Consider the following 24,278-nt stretch of genomic DNA (forward strand, 5'->3'; position numbering starts at 1 on the left):
GCGGCACTTTGCCGCCCGGAACCAGGGAGGTTCACACCATGCTCACGCTCGCCAAGAACGCCATCGCTGGTACCGTGATGGGTCGGCCGGTCAACGCCTTCGCGCTCGACGGCAAGGCCGATGCCGCCCCGGCGCCCGGTGAATACGACCTGCTGCCACCGCTGGAAGACCCGGTCTTCGGCGTCTACATCATCGCGGTGCGCCGCGGCTCGGGCTTCAAGCCCGGCTACGACTGGCGCAAGCTGACGGCCGAACCCGGGGTGGCGGTGCGCCACGAGGGCATCAAGCTGCCGACCACGCGCATGGTCGAATGGAAGATGCCCGCAGGAGCTTCCAGCGAAGACTCCTTCGTGCTGAGCAAGCAGCCGATTCCAGGCCGCAATTGCGTCGTGCTGGCCTCCGGCTTTGCGGACCTGCTGGAAGCCTTGAAGGGCGCACCCGAGGCGGCGTTGACCGTCATTTGAGGCCGGCCCCGCGCGCCAGCCAGTGGCGGTACTGGCCGCTGGCCTTGACCTCGTCCAGCAGGGCCTGATCGAACGGGCCGGGGCGGCTGGCGGCCCAGCGCGCGGCGCGGGCCTGCGTCGCAAGCCAGCGCATCAGGTCGTCGCGGCTGGCATGTTGCTCGGCCAGCCAGCGCCGCACCGCGACTTCGTCGCCCAGGCCGTGCCGCGCACACAAGGCCTGCGACTGCGCCAGCAGCTCGGTCGCTTCCGGCCAGGGCGGCTCGCCGTGTCCACCGCCGTCGGCCAGCATCCGGGCCAAGGCCGCGGCCTGCACCGCTGCAGCACCCGCCGGGTCGCGCGCCAGCGCCGCCAGCACCTGCCGGTCTTCTTCGCAGCGGGCCTCGTCCCGGGCGTCTTCCCCGGCCTCGACTTCGGCCTGCAGCACGGCCCAGTCCAGTGTCGGCTCGAAGCGGAAGGCCGGCTGCGGCACGGGCCTGCCCTGCGCCGCCAGCCCGGCCAGTTGCCGCAGCAACGCTTGCGCATCGGCCGCTTTCTGGTCAAGGCGCCCCAGCGGCCACCAGGCGCGCAAGGCCGCGGCCGCGGCGGCCGCCAGGCCTTGCTCCAGCGCCACGTCCAGCGCGGCATCGAAGCTGCGCGCCGGGTAGTAGAGGCTCCTGGCGGCGGCCCGCACGCGCTGCGCGTCGGCGGGCGCCAGCACGCCGGCAGCCTGCGCCGCGTCCAGCGTGGCGCGCAGGTTCACCAAGGGTTCGGACAAGGGCAGCCAGCCGGTTTCGGCAGGACCGTGGAGCAGCGCCACCTCGTCGTCGTCTTCCAGCACGCCGTCGCGGTAGGCCTCGTAGATGCGACCGACGCCGACCATGCCGAAGGCAGCGGTCTCGGACGCGCGCAGCGCTCCCATGCTGGCGGCACCCAGCACATGGATGCCTTCGCTCAGCGCCCACAGGATCTCCTTGTGCCAGACCGAGGGCTGGGCATGGAAGACGCCGTCGATGAGGCCGATGGCGAAGGGCCGCGACAGTGCGGCGCGGTAGAGATCGCCTTGCGCAGCCGGGGGCCGGTAGTCGGCATCCAAGAGAGCGCGCGCCTGCGCCAGCGGCAGCGAGGGGCCCAGGAAGACGATGCAACGGCGGGTGTCGGGCAGCGCCATCAGTCCTCCTGCGGCTCGCGCAGCCCAGGCACCACCACCCGCACCACGCTGGCCGGGATGCCCGGCAACGACAGGTCCAGCACGGCCACCTGTTCCAGCCCGGCACGGCGCAGCAGATCGAGCGCCAGCGCCACGTCCTCGTCGAAGCTGGCGAAATCGTGGCTGGGCGCCGCGGCGAAGGCGCGCGTGGCCGGCTCTCGCGCCTGGTCGCGCAACAGGCGCAGGTTGTCGCGGCTGCAGGCGCGCTCGTAATCCGAGCGCCGGATGTCGTCGCGCGCACCGGCGATCAGCGTCACGCGGCTCTGCGCCGCCTCGGTGAGCGCGCGCAGCAGCGCGATGGCGCGCAGCGGGTGGCAGCCGCTGCCCCGGGCCGGCACCTGGGCCATGGCGGCGTCTTCGGCGGCGTCGACGATCAGGCACTCGAAGACCGGCAGGCCGATGGCGCCGCTCAGATCCCACACCGCCACCGCCATCTCGGCGCGGGCGAAGCGGCGCAGCGCGCTGCGGCAGTCGGCATCGTCGATGCTCGCCAGGTCGACCCGGCGGGCCTGTTGTTCGGCCGCCGTCTGGCCCTCGAACGTGCGCCGCGCGTCGCGCTCGACCAGTTCGCACAGCGCATGCGACACCGCCTCCAGCCGGTGGTTGCCCGAGGCCAGCCCATTGCTCGAGCCGGCAAAGCACTGCGGCTCGAGCAGGCGCGCGGGCGTGGCGTTCATGTGTACGCACTGGTAGGGCACCCACACCGGCTCCTGCCGCAGCCAGTCTTCGCCGGCCACCCACAGCAGCGGCAGCTGGCGGTGGAAGGGACTGCCCGGCTCCCGCGGCAGGCCATCGACATCGATCACCGCATGGCGGCGCGCCATCTCGGCGGCAGTGCCCAGGGCCAGCGGCAGGCGCATGTTCTCGGCGTGGTGGGCCTCGACGCTCTCCATGATCGCCGAGACACGCGCCGCGTCGGCGTCGAGGCCCTTGCCCTGCGATACCGACAGAGACCGCGAATTGGGGCGGCAGGCCTGGAACACCGGGATGCCGATGTGGTCCAGCCCGGTGACGTTGGCCACCCGCGTGATGCCCAGGGCCGGGAGCAGCGGCCGCATGCGCGCCAGCGTCTCGGCCGGCGGCACCGCGCGGTGGGTGCCCGCCCGGTGAAGTTTGGGGGTGCGCTCGCCGTCCTGCATCGCCGTGCCATCTTCGCACGGGCGATGCGGGGCCTGGCTCAGCGGCGCACGGTGGTGCCCACGCTGGCGGCGTTGTTAACGCTGTTCGGGTCGGGCTGCGCGCCGCCGACGCTGGCGCTGCTGGTCCAGTTGCCGCGGCTCTGCGCGCGCAGGTTCAGCGTCACTGTGGCGCTGGCACCGGGGGCCAGGCTGCCGAAGGCGCAGCGCAGCGCGGTGCTGCCGCTGCAACCGCCCTGGCTGGGGACGATGCCCAGCAGCGTCAGGCCGGCCGGCAGCGTGGCGTTCAGTGCCACCAGCGTCGCCGTGCCGGGGCCGGCATTGGAGACAGTGGCGGTCACGCTCAGCCGGGCGCCGACGCGCACCGGGTCGGGCCGGTCGATCAGGGTCAGGCCCAGATCGGCGGTGACGACGGCCGGCGGAGGCGGCGGGGGCGGAAGTGGCGGATTCAGGGGGGGCGGCAACGTGGTGCCGCCCGCCTGGTCGATGCGCGCCGTGGTGCCGCCGGTCAGGAACACCCGCTGCGCGCTGCCGAAGGCCAGGGCCTGGGCGTAGCCGAAGGGCACCAGCACAGTCCAGGCCGCGGCGCCGTTGGCGTAGACCTTGGCCACCCCCATCTGCGACATGCTGCCGGCCGCGAGATAGGCGCTGCCCTCGGCATCGAGCTTCATCTGCGCCAGCGCCAGCAGGGCCACGCCCGGACCGTCGGCGTCCAGGTTGGTCCACAGCAGCTGGCCGTCGGCGCTGTGCTTCGTGAAGGCGGCGCCGAAGCCACCGCTCGCATAGCCGCCAACGACAGGTGCGCCATCGCTGCCGACCTCGACCCGCAGCCCGGTCATCGCGTGCGCGCGCTGCCACACCAGGTTGCCGTCGGGAGCCAGCTTGCGCAACAGGCTGCCGCTGCGCGCCGCGTAGTCGGAGTCAATGAGATAGCTGTTGCCGGCGGCGTCGCCTGCGGCGTCACCCGCGGTCAGGCTGGGCACGCCGGGCAGGGTCCAGACCGCCTGACCGTTGCGGTCGAGCCGGGCATAGCCGTTGAAGGTGCCGGTGAGGCCGCGTGCGCTGACCAGCAGGGCGCCGTCGGCGCCCCACTTCAGGTTCAGCGGCGCGCCGATGCCGATGGGGTCGGACCAGGCCCAGACGGTGGCGCCGTCGGGGCCGAACTTGCGCACCGTCGTGCGCTGGCCTGCGGCGCTCATGCCCAGGCCCAGCACATAGGCGTTGCCCAGCGTGTCGACCAGAACCTTGCGCGTGTACGAACCGTCGAAGGCCTCGCCCCAGACCTGGCGCCAGAGCAGGCGGCCGTCGGGCGCAAACTTCATCAGCAGGCTGTTGACGACCACCGGATTCGAAATGCCCGAGCGCAGCGTGCCGCTGACGAAGACATTGCCCTGCGCGTCGGTCTCGACCCAGGTGGCCACCTCGTGGCGGTTGCTGTCGGTGTTGTCGTGGCGCACCTCCCACAGCAGCGCGCCGGCGGCATTGCGCTTGGCGACGAAGATGTCGCCGGCCGGGTTGAAATCCCAGCGCGCGGTGTAGACGTTGTCGCCGGCGTCCACGGCCACCGCAACCCCGCCCGGATCGTTGGTCCAGACGATGGTCTGGGCCTGGGTGGCGCCCGCCAGGCCCAGGGCCAGCAGTACGGCAATGCATCTCATGGTCTTCTCCGGTGCGCCGGCATCGGCTTGCCGACCCCGGCTTCCCCGCCAGGAATCCCGGCGGATGGGACACTTCTACGCCGGCGCCACAGAGATGTCTGTGCGTTTGCGACCCGAGCTTGTGACGATGTGAATCGCGCGGTCGCGATGCATGTCTTCACAAGCGCTGAGGCTCAGTCAGCGGCCCAGCACCTTGTGCATCGTGTGCTTGACGATGCCCTCGGTATAGCCCTCGGTGCGCAGCACGGTGCGATAGCCCAGCCTTTCATAGAAGGCCGGGGCCTGGAAGGAGAAGGTGTCGAGATAGACCAGGTCGCAGCCACGCTCGGCGGCGGCCTGCTCGAAGCGCCGCATCAGCGCGCTGGCGATGCCGTGGCCGCGATGGCGGGCGTCCACCCACAGCTGCAGCAGCTCGCAGCAGCGGCCCCAGCTGCGACCCACGGCGCCGGCTATCACCTCGCCGCCCGCGGTGGGGCCGCCGTCGTCGCGCGCCAGCACGGTCAGCGGCTGCACCGCGCGCAGTGCAGGCTGCGCGGTATTGAAGGCATCAAGCCCGGCATCGACGCGCGCCAGGTCGGCCTCGGGCGCCGCCGCGTACACCGCGAAGGCCGCCATGGCTCGCTCAGGCGGCCGGCGGGGGGCCGAAACGCTGGGTCGGCTTCTCGGCGCGCTGGTACAGCGGCAGCACCTTGGGCAGCTTGCCCTGGATGTCGCGGATGCGGGTGTCGCCCGAGGGGTGGGTGGACATCCATTGCGGCGGTGCGCCCTTGTTGGCGGCCAGCATCTTCTGCCACAGCGTGACGCCGGCGCCGGGGTCGTAGCCGGCGCGGGCGGCGAGGTCCATGCCGACGATGTCGGCCTCGGATTCGTCATCGCGGCCGAACTTGAGCGTGAGCAGCTGGCCGCCCATGTCGGCCGCCATGCGCGCCGCGCCGCCGAAGCCGAAGAGCGCGGCGCCGATCTCGATGGCCCCGCGCGTGGCCATGGTCTTGCCCATGCGCTCGCGTGCATGCTCGCGCAGCGCGTGGGCAACCTCGTGGCCCATGATGGTGGCGACCTCTTCGTCGCTGAGCTGCAGCTTCTGCAGGATGCCCGAGTAGAAGGCGATCTTGCCGCCCGGCATGCAGAAGGCGTTGAGCTGGGGGTCGATGAGCAGGTTGACCGACCACTTCCACTCGGTGGCGCGCGGGTTCCAGGGCGCGGCATGCGGGATGATGCGGCGCGCGATGGTGCGCAGCCGCTGCACCTGGGGGTGGTCGGCCGGCGCCAGCTGGCCCTTGGACGCCGCCTGCTGCGCCATCTGCGTGTACTGCTGGGTGGCGGCCGACTCCACCTGCTCGGCCGAGACCAGCTTGGTGAAGCTCGAGGCACGGCCGACATCGCGGCGCACGCCTTCCTCGGCCGCGGGCTGCTGCTGGGCCAGCGCCGGGCCGGCCAGCGCCAGCGCGCCGCCGGTGGCGAGCAGCCTGGTGAACTGGCGCCGGCCGTGCAGGGCACAGAGGAAGCAAGCAGTGTGGGATTCGGTTTCGGCGTTCATGGCATTTCAGAGGCCGCGGGGGCGCGACAGTTCCGGCCGATTCTAGGAAGGCTCACTCCGGGCCGCTGCGCCGCCACACCGCGAAGAAGGCGCGCGCCTTGGTCCAGGCCGGCACCCGCTCTTCCGAGAGCACGTCGAGGAAATCGGACAGGCGCTTGCTCTTGACCATGGTGTAGATGGTCAGCGCCGCACTGGCCACGGCCACCGCGGCAAACAGCGCCAGCCGCCGCCACAGCGGCGCCTCGGCCTCGGCCAGCAAATTCATGCCCAGGAAGCCGGTGGTGACGGTGCCGATGAGGCCGAAGATGGTGACCACGGTCAGCCGCACCACGGTATTGGCCTGGCGGCGCAGGCTGTCGGCGTCGAGGTAGGCGCTCATGTCGGCGATGCGTTGCTTGACGTCGGCATACAGCGTGTCGGTCTCCAGCTGGCCGACCGTGAGGCGGAACAACGCCCGCGCCTGGGCCTGCTCGGCCACCTCGTGGAACCAGTAGCGGTGGGTGAAGCGCAGAAAGCCCTCGAAGCTGGCGCGGATGGCGCGCTTGAAGCGGCGCACGCTGTCGGCGTCGCGCACATGCAGGCGCTTGAGGGCCTCGACCAGGCGGTCGCTGAACATCATCAGCGCCGCCTTCTGGAAGTGGGCGATGAGGAAGATCAGGAAGTGCTCGTGGCGGAACTGCGCCAGCACGCCGCGCTCGGCGCAGCGGAAGAACGGGGTGTCGGCCCGCCCCAGCACCACCATGGCGTGGCCGCAGCACAGGTAGCGTGTGTCGGGCGCCAGGCCGTGCGGCGACCAGTGGCGGTCATAGCAGTGGCGGGCCTCGAAGTCGGCCAGGTAGGGCTCGGAATAGGGCAGCACCGCGTCACTGCCTGCGCCGGTGACCAGGCCCAGGCGCACGAAGTCGCCGCGCGTCAGCGCGCGTGGCTCGTCCAGCGCCAGGTAGGCCATGGTGGGCATGCGGTAGTACTCGATCTGGCGCAGGCGCAGCGCGCCCTCGCGGCCCGAGTGGTCGGCCACCAGCGGCTCGAGCAGCCAGGCCCAGTGCGCCGACAGCCGCGGCGCGCGGTGGTCGGCCACATGGGCCAGAAAGGCCTCGCGCTGCTGGGCGTCGGAAGCCGCGAGCACGCGGCCGTCGGCGCCCAGCCATTCGGCTCCCGACAGGCAGTGCATGGGCTCGCCGTTGGCGTCCCAGCCGGGCGGGTAGCCGCGGCCGAAGCGGTACATCAGCTCCTGCGCCTGCGCGAGCGTGAGGTCGTCGGCCTCGACCTCGACATTGAGCAGCACGACGTCGACATCGAAGAAGAAATAGAGGTCGATGTGCTGCACGCGCAGCGTGATGGGCGCCTGGCCGGCACTGGTGACGGCCCGCAGCGCCGCCACGTCGCGGCGACGGAACAGCCGCATCGGCGCGCCGCCGTCGGCGTCGTCGGTGTCGCGCCCGGCGCGGCCCTCGCCGTAGAGGAAGCGCTGCACATAGGGCAGGAAGGTGACGAACTCGTGGTAATGGCGCTCGTGGAAGGTCTGCTGCGGGCCGAAGTAGTCATCAACCTGCTCGTGCCAGGGCGAGGCCTCGCCCAGCTCGCGCAACGCCTGCCAGGGCGGACGGCCGGCCGCGGCGCCGGTCTGCGGCAGCACGCGCAACGGCCACAGCAGCACCTGACGGAAGTGGCGGACCATCTGGGCGGCGGGCGCCAGGGTAGTGGCAGGCATGGCGCAGTGTAGGCAAGCCGGCGCGCGGTGCCACCCCGGGGCCTGCCCGGAGCCGCCGCCCCAGCCCGCATCCCGAGGCTGCGCATTCGCCACAATGGCGGCATGACCCTCACCGAGCTCAAGTACATCGTCGCCGTCGCACGCGAGAAGCACTTCGGCCGCGCCGCCGAAGCCTGCTTCGTCTCGCAGCCCACGCTCAGCGTCGCGGTCAGGAAGCTCGAGGACGAGCTGGACGTGAAGCTGTTCGAGCGCGGCGCCAACGAGGTGACGGTGACGCCGCTGGGCGAGCAGATCGTGCGCCAGGCCCAGCAGGTCATCGAGCAGGCGGCGGCGATCAAGGAGATCGCCAAGCTCGGCCGCGACCCGGTGAGCGGCGCGCTGCGCCTGGGCGTGATCTACACCATCGGCCCCTACCTGCTGCCCGACCTGGTGCGCCAGGTGATCGAGCGCGTGCCGCAGATGCCGCTGCTGCTGCAGGAGAACTTCACCGTCAAGCTGCTGGAGTTGCTGCGCCTGGGCGAGCTCGATTGCGCCATCCTGGCCGAGCCCTTTCCCGACGCAGGCCTGGCGGTGGCGCCGCTCTACGACGAGCCCTTCGTCGCCGCCGTCCACAAGGATCACGCGCTGGCGCGGCGCGCGAGCGTCAGCGCCGAGGAGCTGAAGAACGAGACCCTGCTGCTGCTGGGCACCGGCCACTGCTTCCGCGACCATGTGCTCGAGGTCTGCCCCGAGTACGCGCGCTTTGCGTCCAACGCCGAAGGCATGCGCAAGAGCTTCGAGGGCAGCTCGCTGGAGACCATCAAGTACATGGTGGCCTCGGGCATGGGCGTCACCGTCGTGCCCCAGCTCAGCGTGCCGGGCGAGTTGCAGCCCCACATCCGCTACGTGCCTTTCAGCGCCCCGGTGCCGACGCGCCGCGTGGTGCTGGCCTGGCGGCGCAGCTTTCCGCGCTACGAGGCCATTGCCGCGCTGCGCAACGCCATCCATGCCTGCGCGCTGCCCGGTGTGCAGCGGCTGAGCGTCTGAACCTTCGCCACCAGGAGCCCCCATGTCCGACAGCTTTCCCGCCGACATCTACACCGAGCCGCGCGACATCGACGTCGACACCCTGGCCAACCTGGGCCCGCTGCGCGCGCTGGCCGGGGTCTGGCAGGGCACGCGCGGGCTGGACGTCAAGCCCAAGGCCGAGGGCGCGAAGAAGCAGGCCTATGTCGAGCGCATCGAGCTGCAGCCCATCGATCCGCAGACCAACGGCCCGCAGCTGCTCTACGGCCTGCGCTACCACACGCATGTCACCAAGCCCGAGCAGGTGAAGACCTACCACGACCAGGTCGGCTACTGGCTGTGGGAGCCGGCCACGGGCACGGTGATCCACACCCTGACCATTCCGCGCGGCCAGACCGCGATGGCCGCCGGCCAGGCCGCGGCCGATGCGAAGCACTTCGAGCTGGTGGCCACCCAGGGCCTGGAGACCTGGGGCATCTGCTCGGCGCCCTTTCTGCAGCACGCCTTCCGCACGGTGGAGTTCCGCATTCAGGTCACGGCCCACGACGACGGCAGCTGGAGCTATGAGGAAGACACGGTGCTGATGATCCGCGGCCAGACGGAGCCCTTCCACCACGTCGACTGCAACCGCCTGAGCAGGATCGCCGAGCCCACGCCCAACCCGCTGGCGCGCGGCTGAGGGCGAACGCGCCCGTCAAACCCGCTGCGGTGCGCGGCGGCGCTTCCAGGCCCGCGCCAGTGCCAGTGTCAGCAGCACCATGCCGCTGGCCACCAGCAGCAGGGCGGCAGCGGAGGCGGCGCGCAGCAGCGGGTTGTTGAAATCCTCGCCGCCGCCGTAGTCCATCACATGCAGGCGGAAGAAGAAGTCGTACCAGACCCAGGCCTCGTTGCGCACCGCCAGCAGCTCGCCGCTGCGGCCGTCGAAGTACAGCCGCGTGCCCAGGGCATCGTCGAAGCGCGCCAGCCAGGCATGGCGGCGGTCGCCCAGCTCCTGCACCAGGCCCAGGCGCGGCGGCACGGTGGCCATCTGGCGCACCTCCACCGGCGCCAGGCCGGCCTTGTGCAGCGTGCGCGCGTAGGCGGCGATGGCCGCGGCATCGGGCGGCGCCAGCTCGCCGCCGCCGGCGGACAGCCACTCCTCGCCGTCGGCGTGCAGCAGGCGCAGCGCCGGCCCGCGCGCCGTGGCCACCGACTTGATCTCCAGCAGCGGGCGCGCGGCGTCGCTGCTGCCGGCCAGCGCCATGTCCCAGCCCGCGGGCAGGGGCTGGCGCGGCTTGGCGACGAGTTCTCCGCCCTTGACCCAGGCCTGGAAGGGCAGCCAGGCGAAGACCAGGCCGCCGCCCACCCAGGCCAGCACCTGCAGCGCGACGAGGTAGCCGAACCAGCGGTGCCAGCGAAAGAACAGCGGGGCGAGGCGCATGGGCGCGATTCCGGGTGCGATTCCGGACCTGAGGCCAGCGTGGCGAGGTCGCCACGATAATCGCGGCTCTGCTGCGCCGCCCGTCACCGAGCCCGCGGCCCTCCGCGCGCCCTCGCGCAACCCCAAAGATTCCGCCGCCGGCCCGCACCGCGGCCCATGCGCCATGTCTGCCCTGCCTCCCATCACGCCGGCCCCGTCGACCCCGCAGAACGCGCTCGGCCCCCAGGTGCGCCGCCGCCGCACCTTTGCCATCATCAGCCACCCCGATGCCGGCAAGACCACGCTGACCGAGAAGCTGCTGCTGTTCAGCGGCGCGATCCAGATCGCCGGCTCGGTGAAGGCACGCAAGGCCAGCCGCCATGCCACCAGCGACTGGATGGAGATCGAGAAGCAGCGCGGCATCTCGGTGGCGTCCAGCGTGATGCAGATGGAATACCGCGACTGCGTCATCAACCTGCTCGACACCCCGGGCCACCAGGACTTCAGCGAGGACACCTACCGCGTGCTCACCGCCGTGGACGCGGCGCTGATGGTCATCGACGCCGCCAACGGCGTCGAGCCGCAGACGCGCCGCCTGCTGCAGGTTTGCCGCGCCCGCAACACGCCCATCCTCACCTTCGTCAACAAGATGGATCGCGAGGTGCAGGAGCCGCTCACCCTGATGGACGAGATCGAGCGCGAGCTGGGCATGGGCGTCGTGCCCTTCACCTGGCCGGTGGGCATGGGCAAGCTCTTCGGCGGCGTACTCGACCTGCGCAAGCAGCAGATGCGCGTCTTCAGCCCCGGCGAGGACCGTGATCGCGACGCCGACGACATCATCGACGGCCTGGCCAACCCGCTGCTGGCCACGCGCTTCGGCGGCGCCTACGAACAGGCCGCGGGCGAGGTCGAGCTGGTGCAGGGCGCGGCGCCGGCCTTCGACGAGGCCGAGTTCCTGGCCGGGCGCCAGACGCCGATGTTCTTCGGCTCGGCCATCAACAACTTCGGCGTGCGCGAGGTGCTGGACGCCCTCGTCGACCTGGCGCCGCCGCCCGGCCAGCGCAGCAGCATCCAGCGCGTGGTGCAGCCCGACGAGGCCAAGTTCACCGGCGTGGTCTTCAAGATCCAGGCCAATATGGACCCGGCCCACCGCGACCGCATCGCCTTTCTGCGCGTGGCCAGCGGCCGCTTCGAGCGCGGCATGCGCCTGAAGGTCACGCGCAGCGGCAAGGAGCTGCGGCCCAACACCGTGGTCACCTTCATGAGCCAGCGCCGCGAGCTGCTGGACGAGGCCTTTGCCGGCGACATCATCGGCATCCCCAACCACGGCGTGCTGCAACTGGGCGACACGCTCACCGAGGGCGAGGCGCTGCAGTTCACCGGCCTGCCCTTCTTCGCGCCCGAGATGTTCCGCAGCGTGGAAGTGGCCGACCCGCTCAGAACCAAGCAGCTGCGCGCCGGCCTCACCCAGCTGGGCGAGGAGGGCGCGATCCAGGTCTTCCGCCCGGTGGCCGGCAGCGTGCTGCTGCTGGGCGCGGTAGGCCAGCTGCAGTTCGAGGTCGTCGCGCACCGGCTCGAACACGAGTACGGCTGCAAGGCCCGCATCATGCCGGCGCGCTACAACGTGGCGCGCTGGGTCACCAGCGAGACCGGCGACGGCGCCGCCGCCGACGAGCGCGAGCTCAAGCGCTTCATCGACGGCAATTCGCACCGCGTGGCGCTGGACGCGGTGGACGCGCCGACGGTGCTGCTGGAGTACGCCGGCGAGCTGCGCGCGATGCAGGAGAACTGGCCCAAGATCAAGTTCCACGCGCTGCGCGAGCACGCGGGGCTGGTGTTTCAGAAGCAGTTGGAGGGGTGAGCGCGAACATGGGCGCGCGGCAGGTGGCGATCGCCCGACCCGGGACAGCGGGCAAGTGCCGCCCCGGACTTTCCCGCCCGTGACTTATTGCCGCTCCCGGCCGGCAAGCCGCCGTCGCAGCCCCGTGCGCACCCGCGCCTGAGGGGGCCCGACCGCCGCCGTCAAGCCATAAAGTCCCTGGCGTCATCCCAGTCTCTCGGACCCGTCTGTCACAGGAACCCCTCATGAAGCTGTCGCCGCGCCGCCTGTTCGCCATTGCCACGCTGGCGCCTGTTTGCGCCATGGCCAGTCCGGTCGTGCCGCTGAGCTATGTCTTCGACCGGGCCACCGACACGGGCACCTACAGCTACCACGACGAATCCGGGCACCAGCTCATCGACGGCCAGTTCGGCCGCGCCGGCTGGGCCGCCAACCTGGGCAACGGCAATGCCTACGAGTGGGTGGGCTGGGTGAACGACCCGGTCGTCAACATCGACTTCGATTTCGGCAGCACCCGCCACATCGACAACGTGCTCGTCGGCACGACGCAGGACAACGTCACCGACGTCGTGCTGCCTTCGCTGGACGTGTCCTACTGGAACGGTTCGTCCTGGGTCCTGGTGCGCTCGCTGAACGTGCCGGAAAGCGCCGCCAACGACAACAACTCGTCGTCGCTCGCGCCGCACACCACGCTGTCGCTCAGCGGCCTGGGCATGGACGCACAGCGCGTGCGCGTGACGGCCCGCCACGCCTTCAACGGGCCCTGGACCTTCATCGACGAGGTCCAGTTCACCGCCAACGCCAATGGCGTTCCCGAGCCCGGCAGCGCTGCGCTGGCGGCGCTGGCCCTGGCCGGGCTGGCGGCTGCGCGCCGGCGCCGCGGCTGAGCCCGGGCGCGGCCTCGTCCGCGCCGGGAGGGCCGGCGATGGGCGAATAATCCGCCCCATGCAGGCTCTCGCCCCCCATCCCCAGGCCCGCCGCCTGGATCTCTACCTCGACCTGATCCGCTGGAACCGCCCCGCCGGCTGGCTGCTGCTGCTGTGGCCCACGCTGGCGGCGCTGTGGATCGCCGCCGACGGCTGGCCGGGCTGGCATCTGTTCCTGGTCTTCGTTGCCGGCACGGTGCTGATGCGCAGTGCTGGCTGCTGCATCAACGATGTCGCCGACCGCGACTTCGACCGCCACGTCAAGCGCACGGCGCAGCGGCCGGTGACGCGTGGCGCGGTCTCGGTGCGCGAGGCCCTGGCGCTGGGCGCGGCGCTGGCCCTGGCCGCCTTCTGCCTGGTGCTGGGCACGACGCCGGCCGCGGTGCAGCTCTCGCTCTTCGCCGCCGCCGTGACCCTGGGCTACCCCTTTGCCAAGCGCATCTTCGCGATGCCGCAGGCGGTGCTGGGCGTGGCCTTCAGCTTCGGCATTCCGATGGCCTTTGCCGCCGCTCTGGGCGGCGGTACCTGGGAATGGAACAGTGTGGCCGCCGCGGTGCCGCCGCAGGCCTGGTGGCTGATGGCGGGCAATCTGTTCTGGGTGCTGGCCTACGACACCGAGTACGCCATGGTCGACCGCGACGACGATCTGAAGATCGGCATGAAGACCTCGGCCATCACGCTGGGCCGCTGGGACGTGGCCGCAGTGATGGGCTTCTACGCCGTCTACCTGGCCAGCTGGGCCGCGCTGGGCCTGTCGCTGGGTCTGGGGCGCGTCTTCCTGCTCGGCATTGCTGCGGCGGCGGTGCAGGCGGTCTGGCACTTTCTGCTGATCCGCGACCGCACGCGCGAAGGCTGCTTTCGCGCCTTCCGGCTCAACCACTGGCTGGGCTGCGCGGTCTTCGCCGGCGCGGCACTGGACCTCGCGCTGCGCTGATCAGCCGGCGCGGCCCAGTTCCTCGGCGCGGTGGCGCGCCGCATGCAGCGCGCGGCCAAAGGCCGCATTCACGCCCTGCTCGTCCAATGAAGTGATGGCCGCATAGGTGGTGCCGCCCTTGCTGGTGACCTGGGCGCGCAGCTCGGCCGGCGCCAGCTGGGGCGAGCCCCTCGAAAGCGCGGCGGCGCCGGCAAAGGTGGCCTCGGCCAGGCGACGCGCCTGGGCCGCATCCAGCCCCATTTCGGTGCCGGCCTTCACCATCGCCTCGATGAAATAGAAGACATAGGCCGGCCCTGAGCCCGAGAGTGCGGTGACGGCGTCGAGGTCGTCCTCGCGCGCCACCCACAGACTCTGGCCAGTGGGTGCGAACAGGGCCTCGACCTCGCCACGGGCTGCCGCGTCGACCTCGGCCCGCGCATAGAGGCCGGCGATGCCCTGGCCGATCAGCGCCGGCGTGTTGGGCATGGCGCGCACCACGCGGGCACTGCCACTGGCTCGGACGACGGCCTCGCTGCGTATGCCGGCCATCACGCTGAGCTGCAGCGCGCCGGCAACAAAAGCCGCGCAAGGCGCGGCGGCCTCGGCAAAGAGCTGGGGCTTGACGGCCCACACGACAGTGGCGGCGCTGCGCAGCCGCGCATCGGCCGCGGCCAGCGGCGCCACGCCGAAGGCCTGGGCCAGCTTGTCGCGCTGCGCCTCGAAGGGCTCGACGACCAGGATCTGCGCCGGCGGCCGGCCGCCGCGCACGAGGCCGCCGATGAGGGCCGAGGCCATGTTGCCGCCGCCGATGAATGCGATGTCGTTCATGGGCCGCAGTCTAGAACGGCAGCTGCATCCGGACGAACATGCGGGCGAACCCGAAGTGACCATGAGGGCGTTCGCCAGACATCATGCAAAAGCCGCATGACGGACCGTGACACATTCGGCGGCCCCGCGCCTACAGTGCCCAGCCATGTCGCGGCGCCCGCGCCACCCACGAGGGGCAGGGCGGCAGCCTCCCCCATCCGTCCCAGAAGGAAACCGAGATGAGCTCCACCCTGTCCTACGTTCACCCCACCGCCGACAGCCCCTGGGGCACCTACCTGATGCAGGTGGACCGCGTCGTGCCCTACCTGGGCCATCTGGCGCACTGGGTCGAGACGCTCAAGCGCCCCAAGCGCGCGCTCATCGTCGACATCCCCATCGAGCTGGACAACGGCGACGTGGCCCATTTCGAGGGCTACCGGGTGCAGCACAACCTCAGCCGCGGTCCCGGCAAGGGCGGCGTGCGCTACCACCCCGACGTCAACCTCGAAGAGGTGATGGCGCTGGCGGCCTGGATGAGCATCAAGAACGCCGCCGTCAACCTGCCCTATGGCGGCGCCAAGGGCGGCATCCGCGTCGACCCAAGCAAGCTCTCGCACAAGGAACTCGAGCGCATGACGCGGCGCTACACCAGCGAGATCGGCATCATCATCGGCCCGCAGCGCGACATCCCGGCGCCCGACGTGAACACCAACCCGCAGATCATGGCGTGGATGATGGACACCTACTCGATGAACACCGGCTCCACCGCCACCGGCGTCGTCACCGGCAAGCCCATCCACCTGGGCGGCAGCCTGGGCCGCGTCAAGGCCACCGGCCGCGGCGTCTTCGTCACCGGGCGCGAGGCGGCGCGGCGCATCAATCTCGATCTCGACGGCGCCCGCGTCGCGGTGCAGGGCTTCGGCAACGTCGGCGCCGCCGCGGCCGAGCTGTTCGGCCAGGCCGGTGCCAAGATCGTCGCCGCGCAAGACCACACCGGCAGCATCTGCAACGAGAACGGCTTCGACCTGGCCGACCTCACGGCCCACGTCAAGGCGCGCGGTGGCGTCGGCGGCTTCAAGGGCGCCGAGGCCATGGGCAGCGAGGAGTTCTGGGACGTCAAATGCGACATCCTGATTCCGGCCGCGCTGGAAGGCCAGATCACCGCCGCACGCGCACGGCGGCTGACCGCCAAGCTGGTGCTCGAAGGCGCCAACGGCCCCACCGTGCCGACGGCCGACGACATCATGGCCGAGCGCGGCATCCTGGTCGTGCCCGACGTCATCTGCAACGCCGGCGGCGTGACAGTGAGCTATTTCGAGTGGGTGCAGGACTTTTCCAGCTTCTTCTGGACCGAGGACGAGATCAACCTGCGCCTGGACAAGATCATGATCGGCGCGCTCAAGAAGATCTGGGACACGGCCGACCGCCACCAGATCACCCTGCGCACCGCCACCTTCGCCGTGGCCTGCGAGCGCATCCTGACGGCGCGCGAGGAGCGCGGGCTGTATCCCTGATGCCGGCCGGCGCCGGCTGAACCGGCCACGCCCGCCGCGCCATTGTTTCGCCCTGGCAAAGCGCGCGGGGCCGGGCCGGGCGGCGCCAACCCCGGGCCCATAATCCGCCGCTGGGCGCAGCCCGCACGACCCGTGGATGGCCGGCACAGCCGCCGCCGCGATCAGGCACCCTCCGAGGATTCCCGATGACATCAGCCTTCTTCTCGCGCCGCCTGGCGCTGCTTGCCGCCGTGGCCACGTCCCTGTTTGTCGCTGCCTGCGGCGGCGACAAGGACAGCAACAGCGGCCCGACCAGCGTGCGTGCGCTCAACCTGAGCACCGACGTGGCCAGCGTCGACGTCTACACCGACAGCACCAAGCGCTTCTCGGCCCTGGCCACCGACGCGCTGGCCACCTATATCGGGCTGGATTCCGCCACCTACTCGGTCAACGTCAAGGCCGCCGGCGACGGCGCCACGCTGTTCACGCGCAGCTTCGGCCTCAGCCAGGACCAGCATTACACGGCCCTGGTGTGGGGACGCCAGGCGGCGCTGAACGTGACCATGCTGCCCGAGGACGAGGACAACAGCGGCCTCGTCGCCGGCAACACCAAGCTGCGCATCCTCAACGCCACGGTCGACACCGGCACCGTCGACGTCTTCCTCACCGCCACCAGCGCCAATCTGGCCGACACCCAGGCCACCCAGGCCGGCGTGCTCTCCGGCGTGCTCAGCGGCTACCGCGAGCTGTCGGCCGGCACCTACCGCCTGCGCGTCACCGGCGAGAAGAACCCCAATGACGTGCGCCTGGACGTCCCCGCCGTGACGCTCGCCGACCGCGGTGCGACGACGCTGGTGCTCACCGCCGGCGCCGGCGGCGTGCTGCTCAACGGCACGCTGATCGCGCAGCAGGGCACGGCCACGGCCTTCAAGAACGGCAAGGCGCGCGTGCGCCTGGCCGCCGGCGTCGACGCCGCATCCACGGTCAGTGCCAGCGTCGGTGGCACCACCATCTCCGGCGCCGTGGCCTCGCCGCGCGTGGGCGGCTATGTGCTGGTCAACGCCGGCACGGCCGATCTGACGGTCTCCATCAACGGCGCCGCCCTTGCCCCCATCGCCAGCAGCTTTGCCGAAGGCGGCGACTACACGGTGCTTGCCTACGGCCCGGCGGCCAGCGCCCAGGCCGTGTTGCTGAACGACGACAACCGCCTGCCCAGCGCCGCCACCAATGCCAAGCTGCGCCTGGTCCACGGCCGCAACGGCGTCAGCCCGGTGTCGCTGACGCTCGACTCCCAGCTGCTGCAGCCCAGCGACATCGTGCTCGGCGCAGCCTCGGCCTACTACGCCGCGCCGGCGGCCACCGCGGCGGTGGTCGAGATCAGCTCGCAGGATTCGGCCACGACCCTGTTCACGCGTGGCACCGTCGACACCCGGCTGACCCAGGCCCAGGGCGTCTACACCGTGTTCATGCTCGGCGGCGCGGCCACGCCGCAGGGCCTGTGGATCAAAGACCGCTGAGGCAAGAAGATGGCTGACTTCCGCCAACAGGGCAGCTATTCGCTGTCCGCCGCGCCGGCACCATCGCCGGCCGCGGCGCCGGAGCTGGTCTTCGACGTCACCGAGGCCGATTTCCAGCGCCAGGTGCTCGAGCTTTCGATGAAGGTGCCGGTGCTGCTGGACTGCTGGGCGCCCTGGTGCGGCCCCTGCCGCTCGCTGGGCCCCATCCTCGAAAAGCTGACCCAGGCCTATGGCGGCCAGTTCGTGCTGGCCAAGCTCAACACCGACGAGGCGCCGCAGATCAGCGCCGCGCTGCGCATGCGCAGCATTCCGCTGGTGGTGCTCTTCGTCGGCGGCCGCCCGGTTGACCAGTTCGTCGGCGCCCTGCCCGAAGGCCAGATCCGCGAGTTCCTCGACAAGCACCTGCAGCCCCAGCCCTCGCAGGCCGAGCAGCTGCGCGCCGAGGCCGCCGCAGCGCCCGACGACGAGACGGCGCTGGCCATCCTGCAGGAGGCGCTGCAGTTCGAACCGGGCCAGCCCGAGCTGCTGCTCGACGTGGCCGAGCGCCTGCTCGCGCTGGGCGAACTCGACGAGACGCGCGCCGTCCTCGAAAGCATTGCCGCCGAGGCCCGCAACGAGCGCCATGCCGCGCTGCTCAAGCGCCTGGCTCTGGCTGCCCACCGCCCGCCCGGCGACGCTGCCGCGCTGGCGGCCCGGATCGCCGCCAACCCGCGCGACTTCGAGGCCCGCTTCCAGCTCGGCGCCCTGCTGGTCTGGAGCGGCGACTACAACGCCGCCTTCGACCAGTTGCTCGAGGTGGTGATGCGCGACAAGGCCGAGGGCCAACCTGATCGCGAGCGCGCCCGCAAGCAGCTCGTCGAGTGGTTCGAGGTCTGCCCCGACGCCGCCGCCGTGAGCCGCGGCCGCCGCTACCTGGGCATGTACCTCAACTAGGGACGGCCCGCGAGGCGCCGCAGGCCGCGGTGCGTGAAGTGGCGCGGTGGCTGGCGACCCCCGCACCCCGTGGATGGGGGGAAAGCCCAGGCGGCGTGAGCCGCCCGGCCGGCTGCCTGGGCGTAGATGGGCAGGCGTTGCGCACGGGCGCGCGGCGCCGGACTTGCCCAACCCACGCCAGCACCTCCCATGAAACACGCTCACACCCTGGTCGCCGCAGCCTTGCTGCTGGGCGCTGCAGCGGCCGAGGCCGCCCCCATCGTCTATGACTTCACAGGCCGCTTCACGATGTGCGGCGGCAACCTTGGCCCCAAGCAGTGCAACCAGCTCATCTCCGCCGGCAGCGATGGCGTGTGGAGCCTGTCGGGCAGCATCCGCTTCGACGACAGCGTGGCGCCCTGGCAGGTGGCCGCGCCCTTCAACACCTACTCGATGGCCGGCCTGGCGCAGTTCGAGATGCAGATGACCATCGAGGGCACGCACCACGCACGGTCGACCGGTGCCTACACACCCACGCAGAGCAACCCGGGCAGCGCCAAGATCGAGGTACGCGACTCGCCCAGCGGCGACGGCCTTTCGCTGGTGGACAGCTCCCCGGCGATCGACTTCGAGGTGCCGGCGGGCTACACGCCCTTCAGCTTCCCCGGCCAGCCCCACAACGCGACCTGGGGCATGTACATCTCGCTGCTGCCGTTGGGGGCCTTCTCGAGCAAGGCGCTGCCGGCCACGCCCCCGGACATCAACGCCCTGGGCGTGCAACGCACGATTGGCATGCAGTTCTCGTACACGAACGCACGCGACCAGTTCTTCAGCGTCTACTGGAACGGCCAGATCGACACGCTGACGCTCGGCTCGGCCAGTGGCGCGGGCAGCAGCGGCACCCACACCGTACCCGAGCCCACGTCGGCGCTGCTGGTGCTGTGCGGGCTGCTGGCGGCAGCCCCGCTGCGGCAGCGTGCCATGGCCAGGCGGGCGGCGGCCTGAGAACGGGGCGCGGCAGGCGTGCCGCCTAGGCCGTTGCCGCCAGCAGCTCAGCGTTGCCGCCGGCCGCCGTGGTGTTGATGGTCAGCGTCTGCTCGGCGCAGAAGCGGTAGAGGTAGTGCGGGCCGCCGGCCTTGGGGCCGGTGCCGCTCAGGCCCTCGCCGCCGAAGGGCTGCACACCCACCACGGCGCCGATCATGTTGCGGTTGACGTAGACATTGCCCACGCGCGCCGCATCGGCCAGGCGCTGGGCGCGGCTGTCGATGCGCGTCTGCAGGCCTAAGGTGAGGCCGTAGCCCAGGGCGTTGATCTGGCGCATCACCTCCTGCACGTCACCGGACCAGCGGACGACGTGCAGCACGGGGCCGAAGATCTCGGTCTTCAGCTCGGCGATGCGCGCGATCTCGAAGGCCACCGGCGCCACCAGGCGCGGCAGCCGGTTCTGCACCGGGCTCTCGCCCAGCAGCTTCGCCTCGCGGCGCAGGCGTTCGACGTGCCCGGCGATGCCGGCATGGGCCTCGTCGTCGATGACCGGGCCGACATCGGTGGCCAGCTCGGCCGGGTCGCCCACGCTCAGCTCGGCCAGCGCACCTTGCAGCATGGCGATCAGGTCGTCGGCGATGCCCTCATGCACGCACAGCAGGCGCAGCGCGCTGCAGCGCTGGCCGGCGCTGCGGAAGGCGCTCTGCACCACGGCGTCGATCACCTGCTCGGGCAGGGCCGTGCTGTCGACGATCATCGCGTTCAGCCCGCCGGTCTCGGCGATCAGCGGCACGATGGCGCCGTCCTTGGCAGCCAGCGTGCGGTTGATGTGGCGTGCCACCGCGGTGCTGCCGGTGAAGCAGACGCCGGCCGCGGCCGGGTGCGCCACCAAAGCTGCGCCCGTGGTTTCGCCGGGCCCGTGCAGCAGCACCAGTGCGTCTTCGGGCAGACCCACTTCGTGCAGCAAGGCGACGAAGCGCGCCGCCACGGCCGGCGTCTGCTCGGCCGGCTTGGCCGCCACCGCATTGCCCGCCACCAGGGCCGCCACCACCTGGCCGGCGAAGATGGCGAGCGGAAAGTTCCAGGGGCTGATGCAGACGAAGACGCCGCGCCCGTGCAGGCGCAGCACATTGCTCTCGCCGGTGGGGCCGGGCAGCTGCTGCTCGGCCAGGCGGGCCTCGGCCTGGTCGGCGTAGTAGCGGCAGAAGTCCACCGCCTCGCGCACCTCGGCCACGCAGTCGCCCAGGGTCTTGTGCGCCTCCTTCACGAGCAGTGCGCAGTACTCGGGCTGGCGCGCATCGAGCAAGTCGCCGGCGCGGCGCAGCAGCGCGGCGCGCTCGGCCAGCGGGCGCCGGCTCCAGCTCTCGAAGCCCTGCTGCAAACGGGCCATGGCCGCATCGACCTCGGCCGGCACGGCCAGCGGCGGCGGCATCACCTCGACGCGGCCCAGCGCATCCAGCAGGGGCTGACGCATCGCCGCGCAGGCGAGGTCGACGCCGGTGGAATTGGCGCGCACCGGCCCATAGAGCGCCGGCGGCAGCGCCAGGCCAGGCGCGGGCGCCGGCTGCAGCGGCGAGGCCAGCAGTTCCTCGGGGCTCACGTTGGCGTCGGCGAGCTGGTGCACGAAGGAGGAGTTGGCGCCGTTTTCCAGCAGGCGGCGCACCAGGTAGGCCAGCAGGTCGCGGTGCTCGCCCACCGGCGCGTAGACGCGGCAGGCGATGGCCCGGTCCTTCAGCACCTCGTGGTGGATGCCCTCGCCCATGCCGTGCAGGCGCTGCAGCTCGAAGGCCGCGCCTTGCTGGCGCGCCATCTGCACGATGGCGGCGATGGTGCCGGCGTTGTGGGTGGCGAACTGCGGGTAGATCACCGTATGGTGCTCGATCAGCCGCGCTGCGCAGGCCAGGTAGTTGATGTCGGTGTGGTGCTTGTGCGTGAACACCGGGTAGCCGGGCAGGCCGGCTTCCTGCGCGCGCTTGATCTCGCCGTCCCAGTAGGCGCCCTTGACCAGGCGTACGACGAACTTGATGCCGTGGCGGCGCGCCATCGCGGCCACCGCGTCCACCACCTCCAGCCCGCGCGTCTGGTAGGCCTGTACCGCCAGGCCCAGGCCACCCCACTGCGGGTGCTCGCGCGCCACGCCCTCGGCCAGCGCGTCCAGCAGGTCCAGCGACAGCTCCAGGCGGTCGCTCTCCTCGGCGTCGATGGCGATGTTGATGTCGGCGCGCGCCGCGTGGTCCACCAGGGCGCGCAGGCGCGGCAGCAGCTCGGCAAAGACGCGCGCCCGCTGCGCCTCTTCATAGCGCGGGTAGAGGGCGCTGAGCTTGACCGAGATCTCGTCGCGCCCGGCCGGGCCCTTGCCCGGCGTCGCGCCATGGCCGGCGCCGATGGCGGCGATGGCACGCTCGTAGGCAGCCAGGTAGTCGCGCGCCGCCGCCTCGGTGCGCGCGCCCTCGCCCAGCATGTCGAAGCTGAAGCGCAGGCCCGCCGCCGCCTTGCGCTGGGCACCGGACTCGGCCATGGCGTCGGCGATGGTGCGCGCATAGACGAACTGCCGCCCCAGCAGCTGGATGGCGCGCACGGTGGCCGCGACCACGGTGCGCGCGCCCAGGCGCGCCAGCAGGCCGCTCGCCTCGTCGCTGCCGGGCAGGAACTTCTTGGACAGCGTGATGGCGCTGGCCGAGAGCTGGGCCAGCATCTTGTGCGGGCTGCCCTCGGTGGCGCCATCGAAATCGGCGCGGCCGAGCTGGTCGGCGGTGAGCGCAATGGCGGTTTCGGCATCGGGCACGCGCAGCAAGGCCTCGGCCAGGCGCATCAGGGCCAGGCCCTCGGCGCTGGAGATGGGGTATTCGCGCAGCAGCGATTCCATGGCCCAGAAGGGCGCCGGGTGGGCGCGCGCCCCCAGCACCCAGGGCCGCGCCGCAGCCACCACGGCCGGCCAGTCCAGCCGGCCCCGCAGCACGTCCAGGGCGGCGGCCACCACCTCGGCCTCGGGGCGGTAGGGGAAGGGCAGGCGGGCGATGGCTGGGTTCATGGTGCGTCCTCTGGCGTCAGGATGCGCAGCTTATTCTTCTGGGGGCCGAACCTGATGCGGGAATCAGGCCTCGTGATAGAGAATCATCCACCATGGACTCGACCCCCGAAGAAGCCGGCCGCAACGGACGCGAGCTCGACAAGATCGACCGCCGCATCCTGCGCGCACTGCAGGCCGACGGCCGCATGAGCAATCTCAAGCTCGCCGAGGAAGTACACCTGTCGCCCACCGCGGTGCTCGAGCGCGTCAAGCGCCTCACCCGCGAGGGCTACATCCTCGGCTACGAGGCGCGGCTCAACCCGGCCCGCCTGGGTGCGGGGCTGCTGGTCTTCGTCGAGATCCTGCTCGACCGCACCGTGCACGACGTGATGGACACCTTCCGCGCCGCGGTGCAGGTGCGGCCCGAGATCCTGGAAGCGCATCTCGTGGCAGGCGGTTTCGACTACCTGCTCAAGACGCGCGTGGCCGACATGGCGGCCTACCGGCAGTTCATCGGAAGCGTGATCTGGACCCTGCCCGGCGTGCGCGAGACGCGCACCTACGCGGTAATGGAAGAGGTCAAGAACACGACCATGCTGCCGGTGTGAGGCTTGCCCGCCCGGGACGTGACCTCTGGCACGCGGCAGCGCGGCTGAAAGTTGCAAGCGCTTGAAAGTCCATCGCGCAAGCCGTTAGAGATCATGCCGGCCTGCGAATGCAGACGGTGAGAAGGGCAAACCCATCGAAAGGTGGGGACGCAAAGCCACCGGGCTAAAGCGCCGAAAAGCGCCACGCCAGCGGGGTTGCCGGCAGGAAGCCTGCACGCAGGCCTCATGTCGTAACTTCTCTTTCAATCACCGATTTGGTCAATGAAAGGGACATCATGTTTCATCGCCACCAGGCTCAACCCGCAAAGACCTCCGCCACCGAATGGCACGCCGCAGCCGGTGCAAGAGTCAGGTTCATCGAGGCCTTCGTGACGCTGGCCGTCCTGGTCCACCTCACGGGTGGCATGTTGCAAGCCGTCGGACTGGTCTGACCCCCATTCGGCGAAAGGCGCGCCTCAGCGCGCGCCGAAGATCGCCGTGCCCACGCGCACCAGCGTCGCACCCTCGGCCACCGCGGCCTCGAGGTCGGCGCTCATGCCCATGCTCAGCGTGTCCAGGCCCGGCAGTTCGGCCGCCAGGCCTGCCATCAGCTCGCGCAGCAGGCGGTGCGGCGCGCGCTGCGCCGCCTCGCCCTCGGCCGGTGCGGGGATGCCCATGAGGCCGCGCAGGACCACGCGCTCGCGCGGCAGCGCGGCCACGGCGCGCGCCAGCGCCGGCAACCCGGCCGGCGCCACCCCGCTCTTGCTGGCCTCGCCGCTGACGTTGACCTGCAGGCACAGCTGCAACGGCGCCAGCCCGCTTGGCCGCTGCTCGGCCAGGCGCTCGGCGATCTTGAGCCGGTCAACCGCGTGTACCCAGTCGAAGGCCTCGGCCACGGCACGCGTCTTGTTGCTCTGCAGCGGGCCGATCAGATGCCATTCGATGCGGGCGCGGCAATCGGCCAGCGCCTCCATCTTGGCCAGTGCCTCCTGCACGTAGTTCTCGCCGAAGGCGTGCTGGCCGGCCGCCAGCGCGGCGCGCACGGCCGCCGCCGGCTGCGTCTTGCTCACTGCCAGCAGCGCCGCGCTGCCCGGGGCGCGGCCGGCCTGGGCCAGGGCTTGTTCGATGCGCCGCTGCGCTTGTTGCAGGGCCTGCGCGATGCTCTCCATAATCGGTCTAGCTTAGCGCGCCCC

21 protein-coding genes and 1 riboswitch are annotated in these 24,278 nt (G+C 71.3%); of the genes, 11 read left to right on the forward strand and 10 right to left on the reverse strand.

The features are described from left to right. The first annotated feature begins 38 nt into the window (after positions 1–38). A complete protein-coding gene (locus tag JMV16_RS14715) occupies positions 39–464 on the forward strand; it encodes a hypothetical protein (protein WP_201495036.1) in 426 nt (141 codons plus the stop codon). Here the strand turns inward: JMV16_RS14715 and JMV16_RS14720 are convergent. From JMV16_RS14720 to JMV16_RS14745, 6 genes are all read right to left on the reverse strand, one after another. Continuing rightward, on the reverse strand, positions 457–1,611 hold the full coding sequence (locus JMV16_RS14720; RefSeq protein WP_201495037.1) for a TfuA-like protein: 1,155 nt from the start codon (positions 1,609–1,611) through the stop codon (positions 457–459). The two genes, JMV16_RS14715 and JMV16_RS14720, sit on opposite strands and share 8 nt — an antisense overlap. Then, positions 1,611–2,789, reverse strand: a complete 1,179-nt coding sequence (locus tag JMV16_RS14725) for a YcaO-like family protein (protein WP_255511424.1) — start codon at positions 2,787–2,789, stop codon at positions 1,611–1,613. Before JMV16_RS14725 ends, JMV16_RS14720 begins: the two co-directional genes overlap by 1 nt. A 38-nt stretch (positions 2,790–2,827) precedes the next feature. Beyond that, positions 2,828–4,444 carry a DUF11 domain-containing protein gene (locus tag JMV16_RS14730; protein ID WP_201495039.1) on the reverse strand — a complete coding sequence of 539 codons (1,617 nt, stop codon included), beginning with the start codon at positions 4,442–4,444 and terminating at the stop codon, positions 2,828–2,830. A gap of 177 nt (positions 4,445–4,621) precedes the next feature. Then, positions 4,622–5,059: a GNAT family N-acetyltransferase gene (locus tag JMV16_RS14735; RefSeq protein WP_201495040.1), complete on the reverse strand. Its 438-nt coding sequence runs from the start codon at positions 5,057–5,059 to the stop codon at positions 4,622–4,624. Between the two features lie 7 nt (positions 5,060–5,066). Next, positions 5,067–5,981, reverse strand: coding sequence for a M48 family metallopeptidase (locus JMV16_RS14740; RefSeq protein WP_201495041.1), 915 nt, complete (start codon positions 5,979–5,981; stop codon positions 5,067–5,069). A 52-nt stretch (positions 5,982–6,033) separates the two neighbouring features. After that, positions 6,034–7,692, reverse strand: coding sequence for a hypothetical protein (locus JMV16_RS14745; RefSeq protein WP_201495042.1), 1,659 nt, complete (start codon positions 7,690–7,692; stop codon positions 6,034–6,036). A gap of 102 nt (positions 7,693–7,794) precedes the next feature. Between JMV16_RS14745 and JMV16_RS14750 the strand changes: the two genes are divergently transcribed. Then, positions 7,795–8,718 carry a LysR substrate-binding domain-containing protein gene (locus JMV16_RS14750; protein ID WP_201495043.1) on the forward strand — a complete coding sequence of 308 codons (924 nt, stop codon included), beginning with the start codon at positions 7,795–7,797 and terminating at the stop codon, positions 8,716–8,718. Between the two features lie 22 nt (positions 8,719–8,740). Next, complete coding sequence (locus JMV16_RS14755) at positions 8,741–9,376, forward strand: FABP family protein (protein ID WP_201495044.1); 636 nt, start codon at positions 8,741–8,743, stop codon at positions 9,374–9,376. Positions 9,377–9,391: 15 nt separating this feature from the next. Here the strand turns inward: JMV16_RS14755 and JMV16_RS14760 are convergent, their stop codons facing one another. Continuing rightward, positions 9,392–10,117 (reverse strand): PepSY domain-containing protein, encoded by a 726-nt coding sequence (locus JMV16_RS14760; RefSeq protein WP_201495045.1) that lies wholly within the window; start codon positions 10,115–10,117, stop codon positions 9,392–9,394. A 163-nt stretch (positions 10,118–10,280) separates the two neighbouring features. Here JMV16_RS14760 and JMV16_RS14765 point away from each other — a divergent pair, with 163 nt between their 5' ends. The 3 genes from JMV16_RS14765 (at position 10,281) to ubiA (ending at position 13,796) form a co-directional block, all read left to right on the forward strand. Next, entirely contained in the window at positions 10,281–11,957 is a 1,677-nt protein-coding gene (locus JMV16_RS14765; RefSeq protein ID WP_201495046.1) for a peptide chain release factor 3, read from the forward strand. A gap of 224 nt (positions 11,958–12,181) precedes the next feature. Further along, positions 12,182–12,823, forward strand: coding sequence for a PEP-CTERM sorting domain-containing protein (locus tag JMV16_RS14770; RefSeq protein ID WP_201495047.1), 642 nt, complete (start codon positions 12,182–12,184; stop codon positions 12,821–12,823). A 58-nt stretch (positions 12,824–12,881) separates the two neighbouring features. Beyond that, on the forward strand, positions 12,882–13,796 hold the full coding sequence (ubiA, locus tag JMV16_RS14775) for a 4-hydroxybenzoate octaprenyltransferase (protein WP_201495048.1): 915 nt from the start codon (positions 12,882–12,884) through the stop codon (positions 13,794–13,796). Here the strand turns inward: ubiA and proC are convergent, their stop codons facing one another. Next, on the reverse strand, positions 13,797–14,603 hold the full coding sequence (gene proC, locus JMV16_RS14780) for a pyrroline-5-carboxylate reductase (RefSeq protein WP_201495049.1): 807 nt from the start codon (positions 14,601–14,603) through the stop codon (positions 13,797–13,799). It abuts the gene before it with no gap. A gap of 218 nt (positions 14,604–14,821) precedes the next feature. On the opposite strand from proC, the gene JMV16_RS14785 reads away from it, so the two are divergent. The 4 genes from JMV16_RS14785 (at position 14,822) to JMV16_RS14800 (ending at position 19,509) form a co-directional block, all read left to right on the forward strand. Next, complete coding sequence (locus JMV16_RS14785; protein ID WP_201495050.1) at positions 14,822–16,096, forward strand: Glu/Leu/Phe/Val family dehydrogenase; 1,275 nt, start codon at positions 14,822–14,824, stop codon at positions 16,094–16,096. Between the two features lie 185 nt (positions 16,097–16,281). Beyond that, the gene (locus tag JMV16_RS14790; RefSeq protein WP_201495051.1) at positions 16,282–17,592 is read left to right on the forward strand and encodes a DUF4397 domain-containing protein; all 1,311 of its coding nucleotides are present in this window, start codon (positions 16,282–16,284) and stop codon (positions 17,590–17,592) included. A gap of 9 nt (positions 17,593–17,601) precedes the next feature. Continuing rightward, entirely contained in the window at positions 17,602–18,525 is a 924-nt protein-coding gene (locus tag JMV16_RS14795) for a tetratricopeptide repeat protein (RefSeq protein WP_201495052.1), read from the forward strand. Between the two features lie 189 nt (positions 18,526–18,714). After that, the gene (locus tag JMV16_RS14800) at positions 18,715–19,509 is read left to right on the forward strand and encodes a hypothetical protein (protein WP_201495053.1); all 795 of its coding nucleotides are present in this window, start codon (positions 18,715–18,717) and stop codon (positions 19,507–19,509) included. 25 nt (positions 19,510–19,534) lie between these two features. On the opposite strand, the gene JMV16_RS14805 is transcribed toward JMV16_RS14800, so the two are convergent. Further along, the gene (locus JMV16_RS14805) at positions 19,535–22,519 is read right to left on the reverse strand and encodes an L-glutamate gamma-semialdehyde dehydrogenase (protein ID WP_201495054.1); all 2,985 of its coding nucleotides are present in this window, start codon (positions 22,517–22,519) and stop codon (positions 19,535–19,537) included. Between the two features lie 92 nt (positions 22,520–22,611). On the opposite strand from JMV16_RS14805, the gene JMV16_RS14810 reads away from it, so the two are divergent. Then, on the forward strand, positions 22,612–23,106 hold the full coding sequence (locus JMV16_RS14810) for an Lrp/AsnC ligand binding domain-containing protein (RefSeq protein ID WP_201495055.1): 495 nt from the start codon (positions 22,612–22,614) through the stop codon (positions 23,104–23,106). 114 nt (positions 23,107–23,220) lie between these two features. Continuing rightward, a riboswitch (cyclic di-GMP riboswitch) is annotated at positions 23,221–23,309 on the forward strand. A 252-nt stretch (positions 23,310–23,561) separates the two neighbouring features. On the opposite strand, the gene JMV16_RS14815 is transcribed toward JMV16_RS14810, so the two are convergent. Then, positions 23,562–24,254, reverse strand: a complete 693-nt coding sequence (locus JMV16_RS14815) for a YggS family pyridoxal phosphate-dependent enzyme (protein WP_201495056.1) — start codon at positions 24,252–24,254, stop codon at positions 23,562–23,564. Positions 24,255–24,278 lie beyond the last annotated feature (24 nt).

Source organism: Rubrivivax sp. A210, from assembly GCF_904426505.1.
Taxonomy (GTDB): domain Bacteria; phylum Pseudomonadota; class Gammaproteobacteria; order Burkholderiales; family Burkholderiaceae_C; genus Rubrivivax.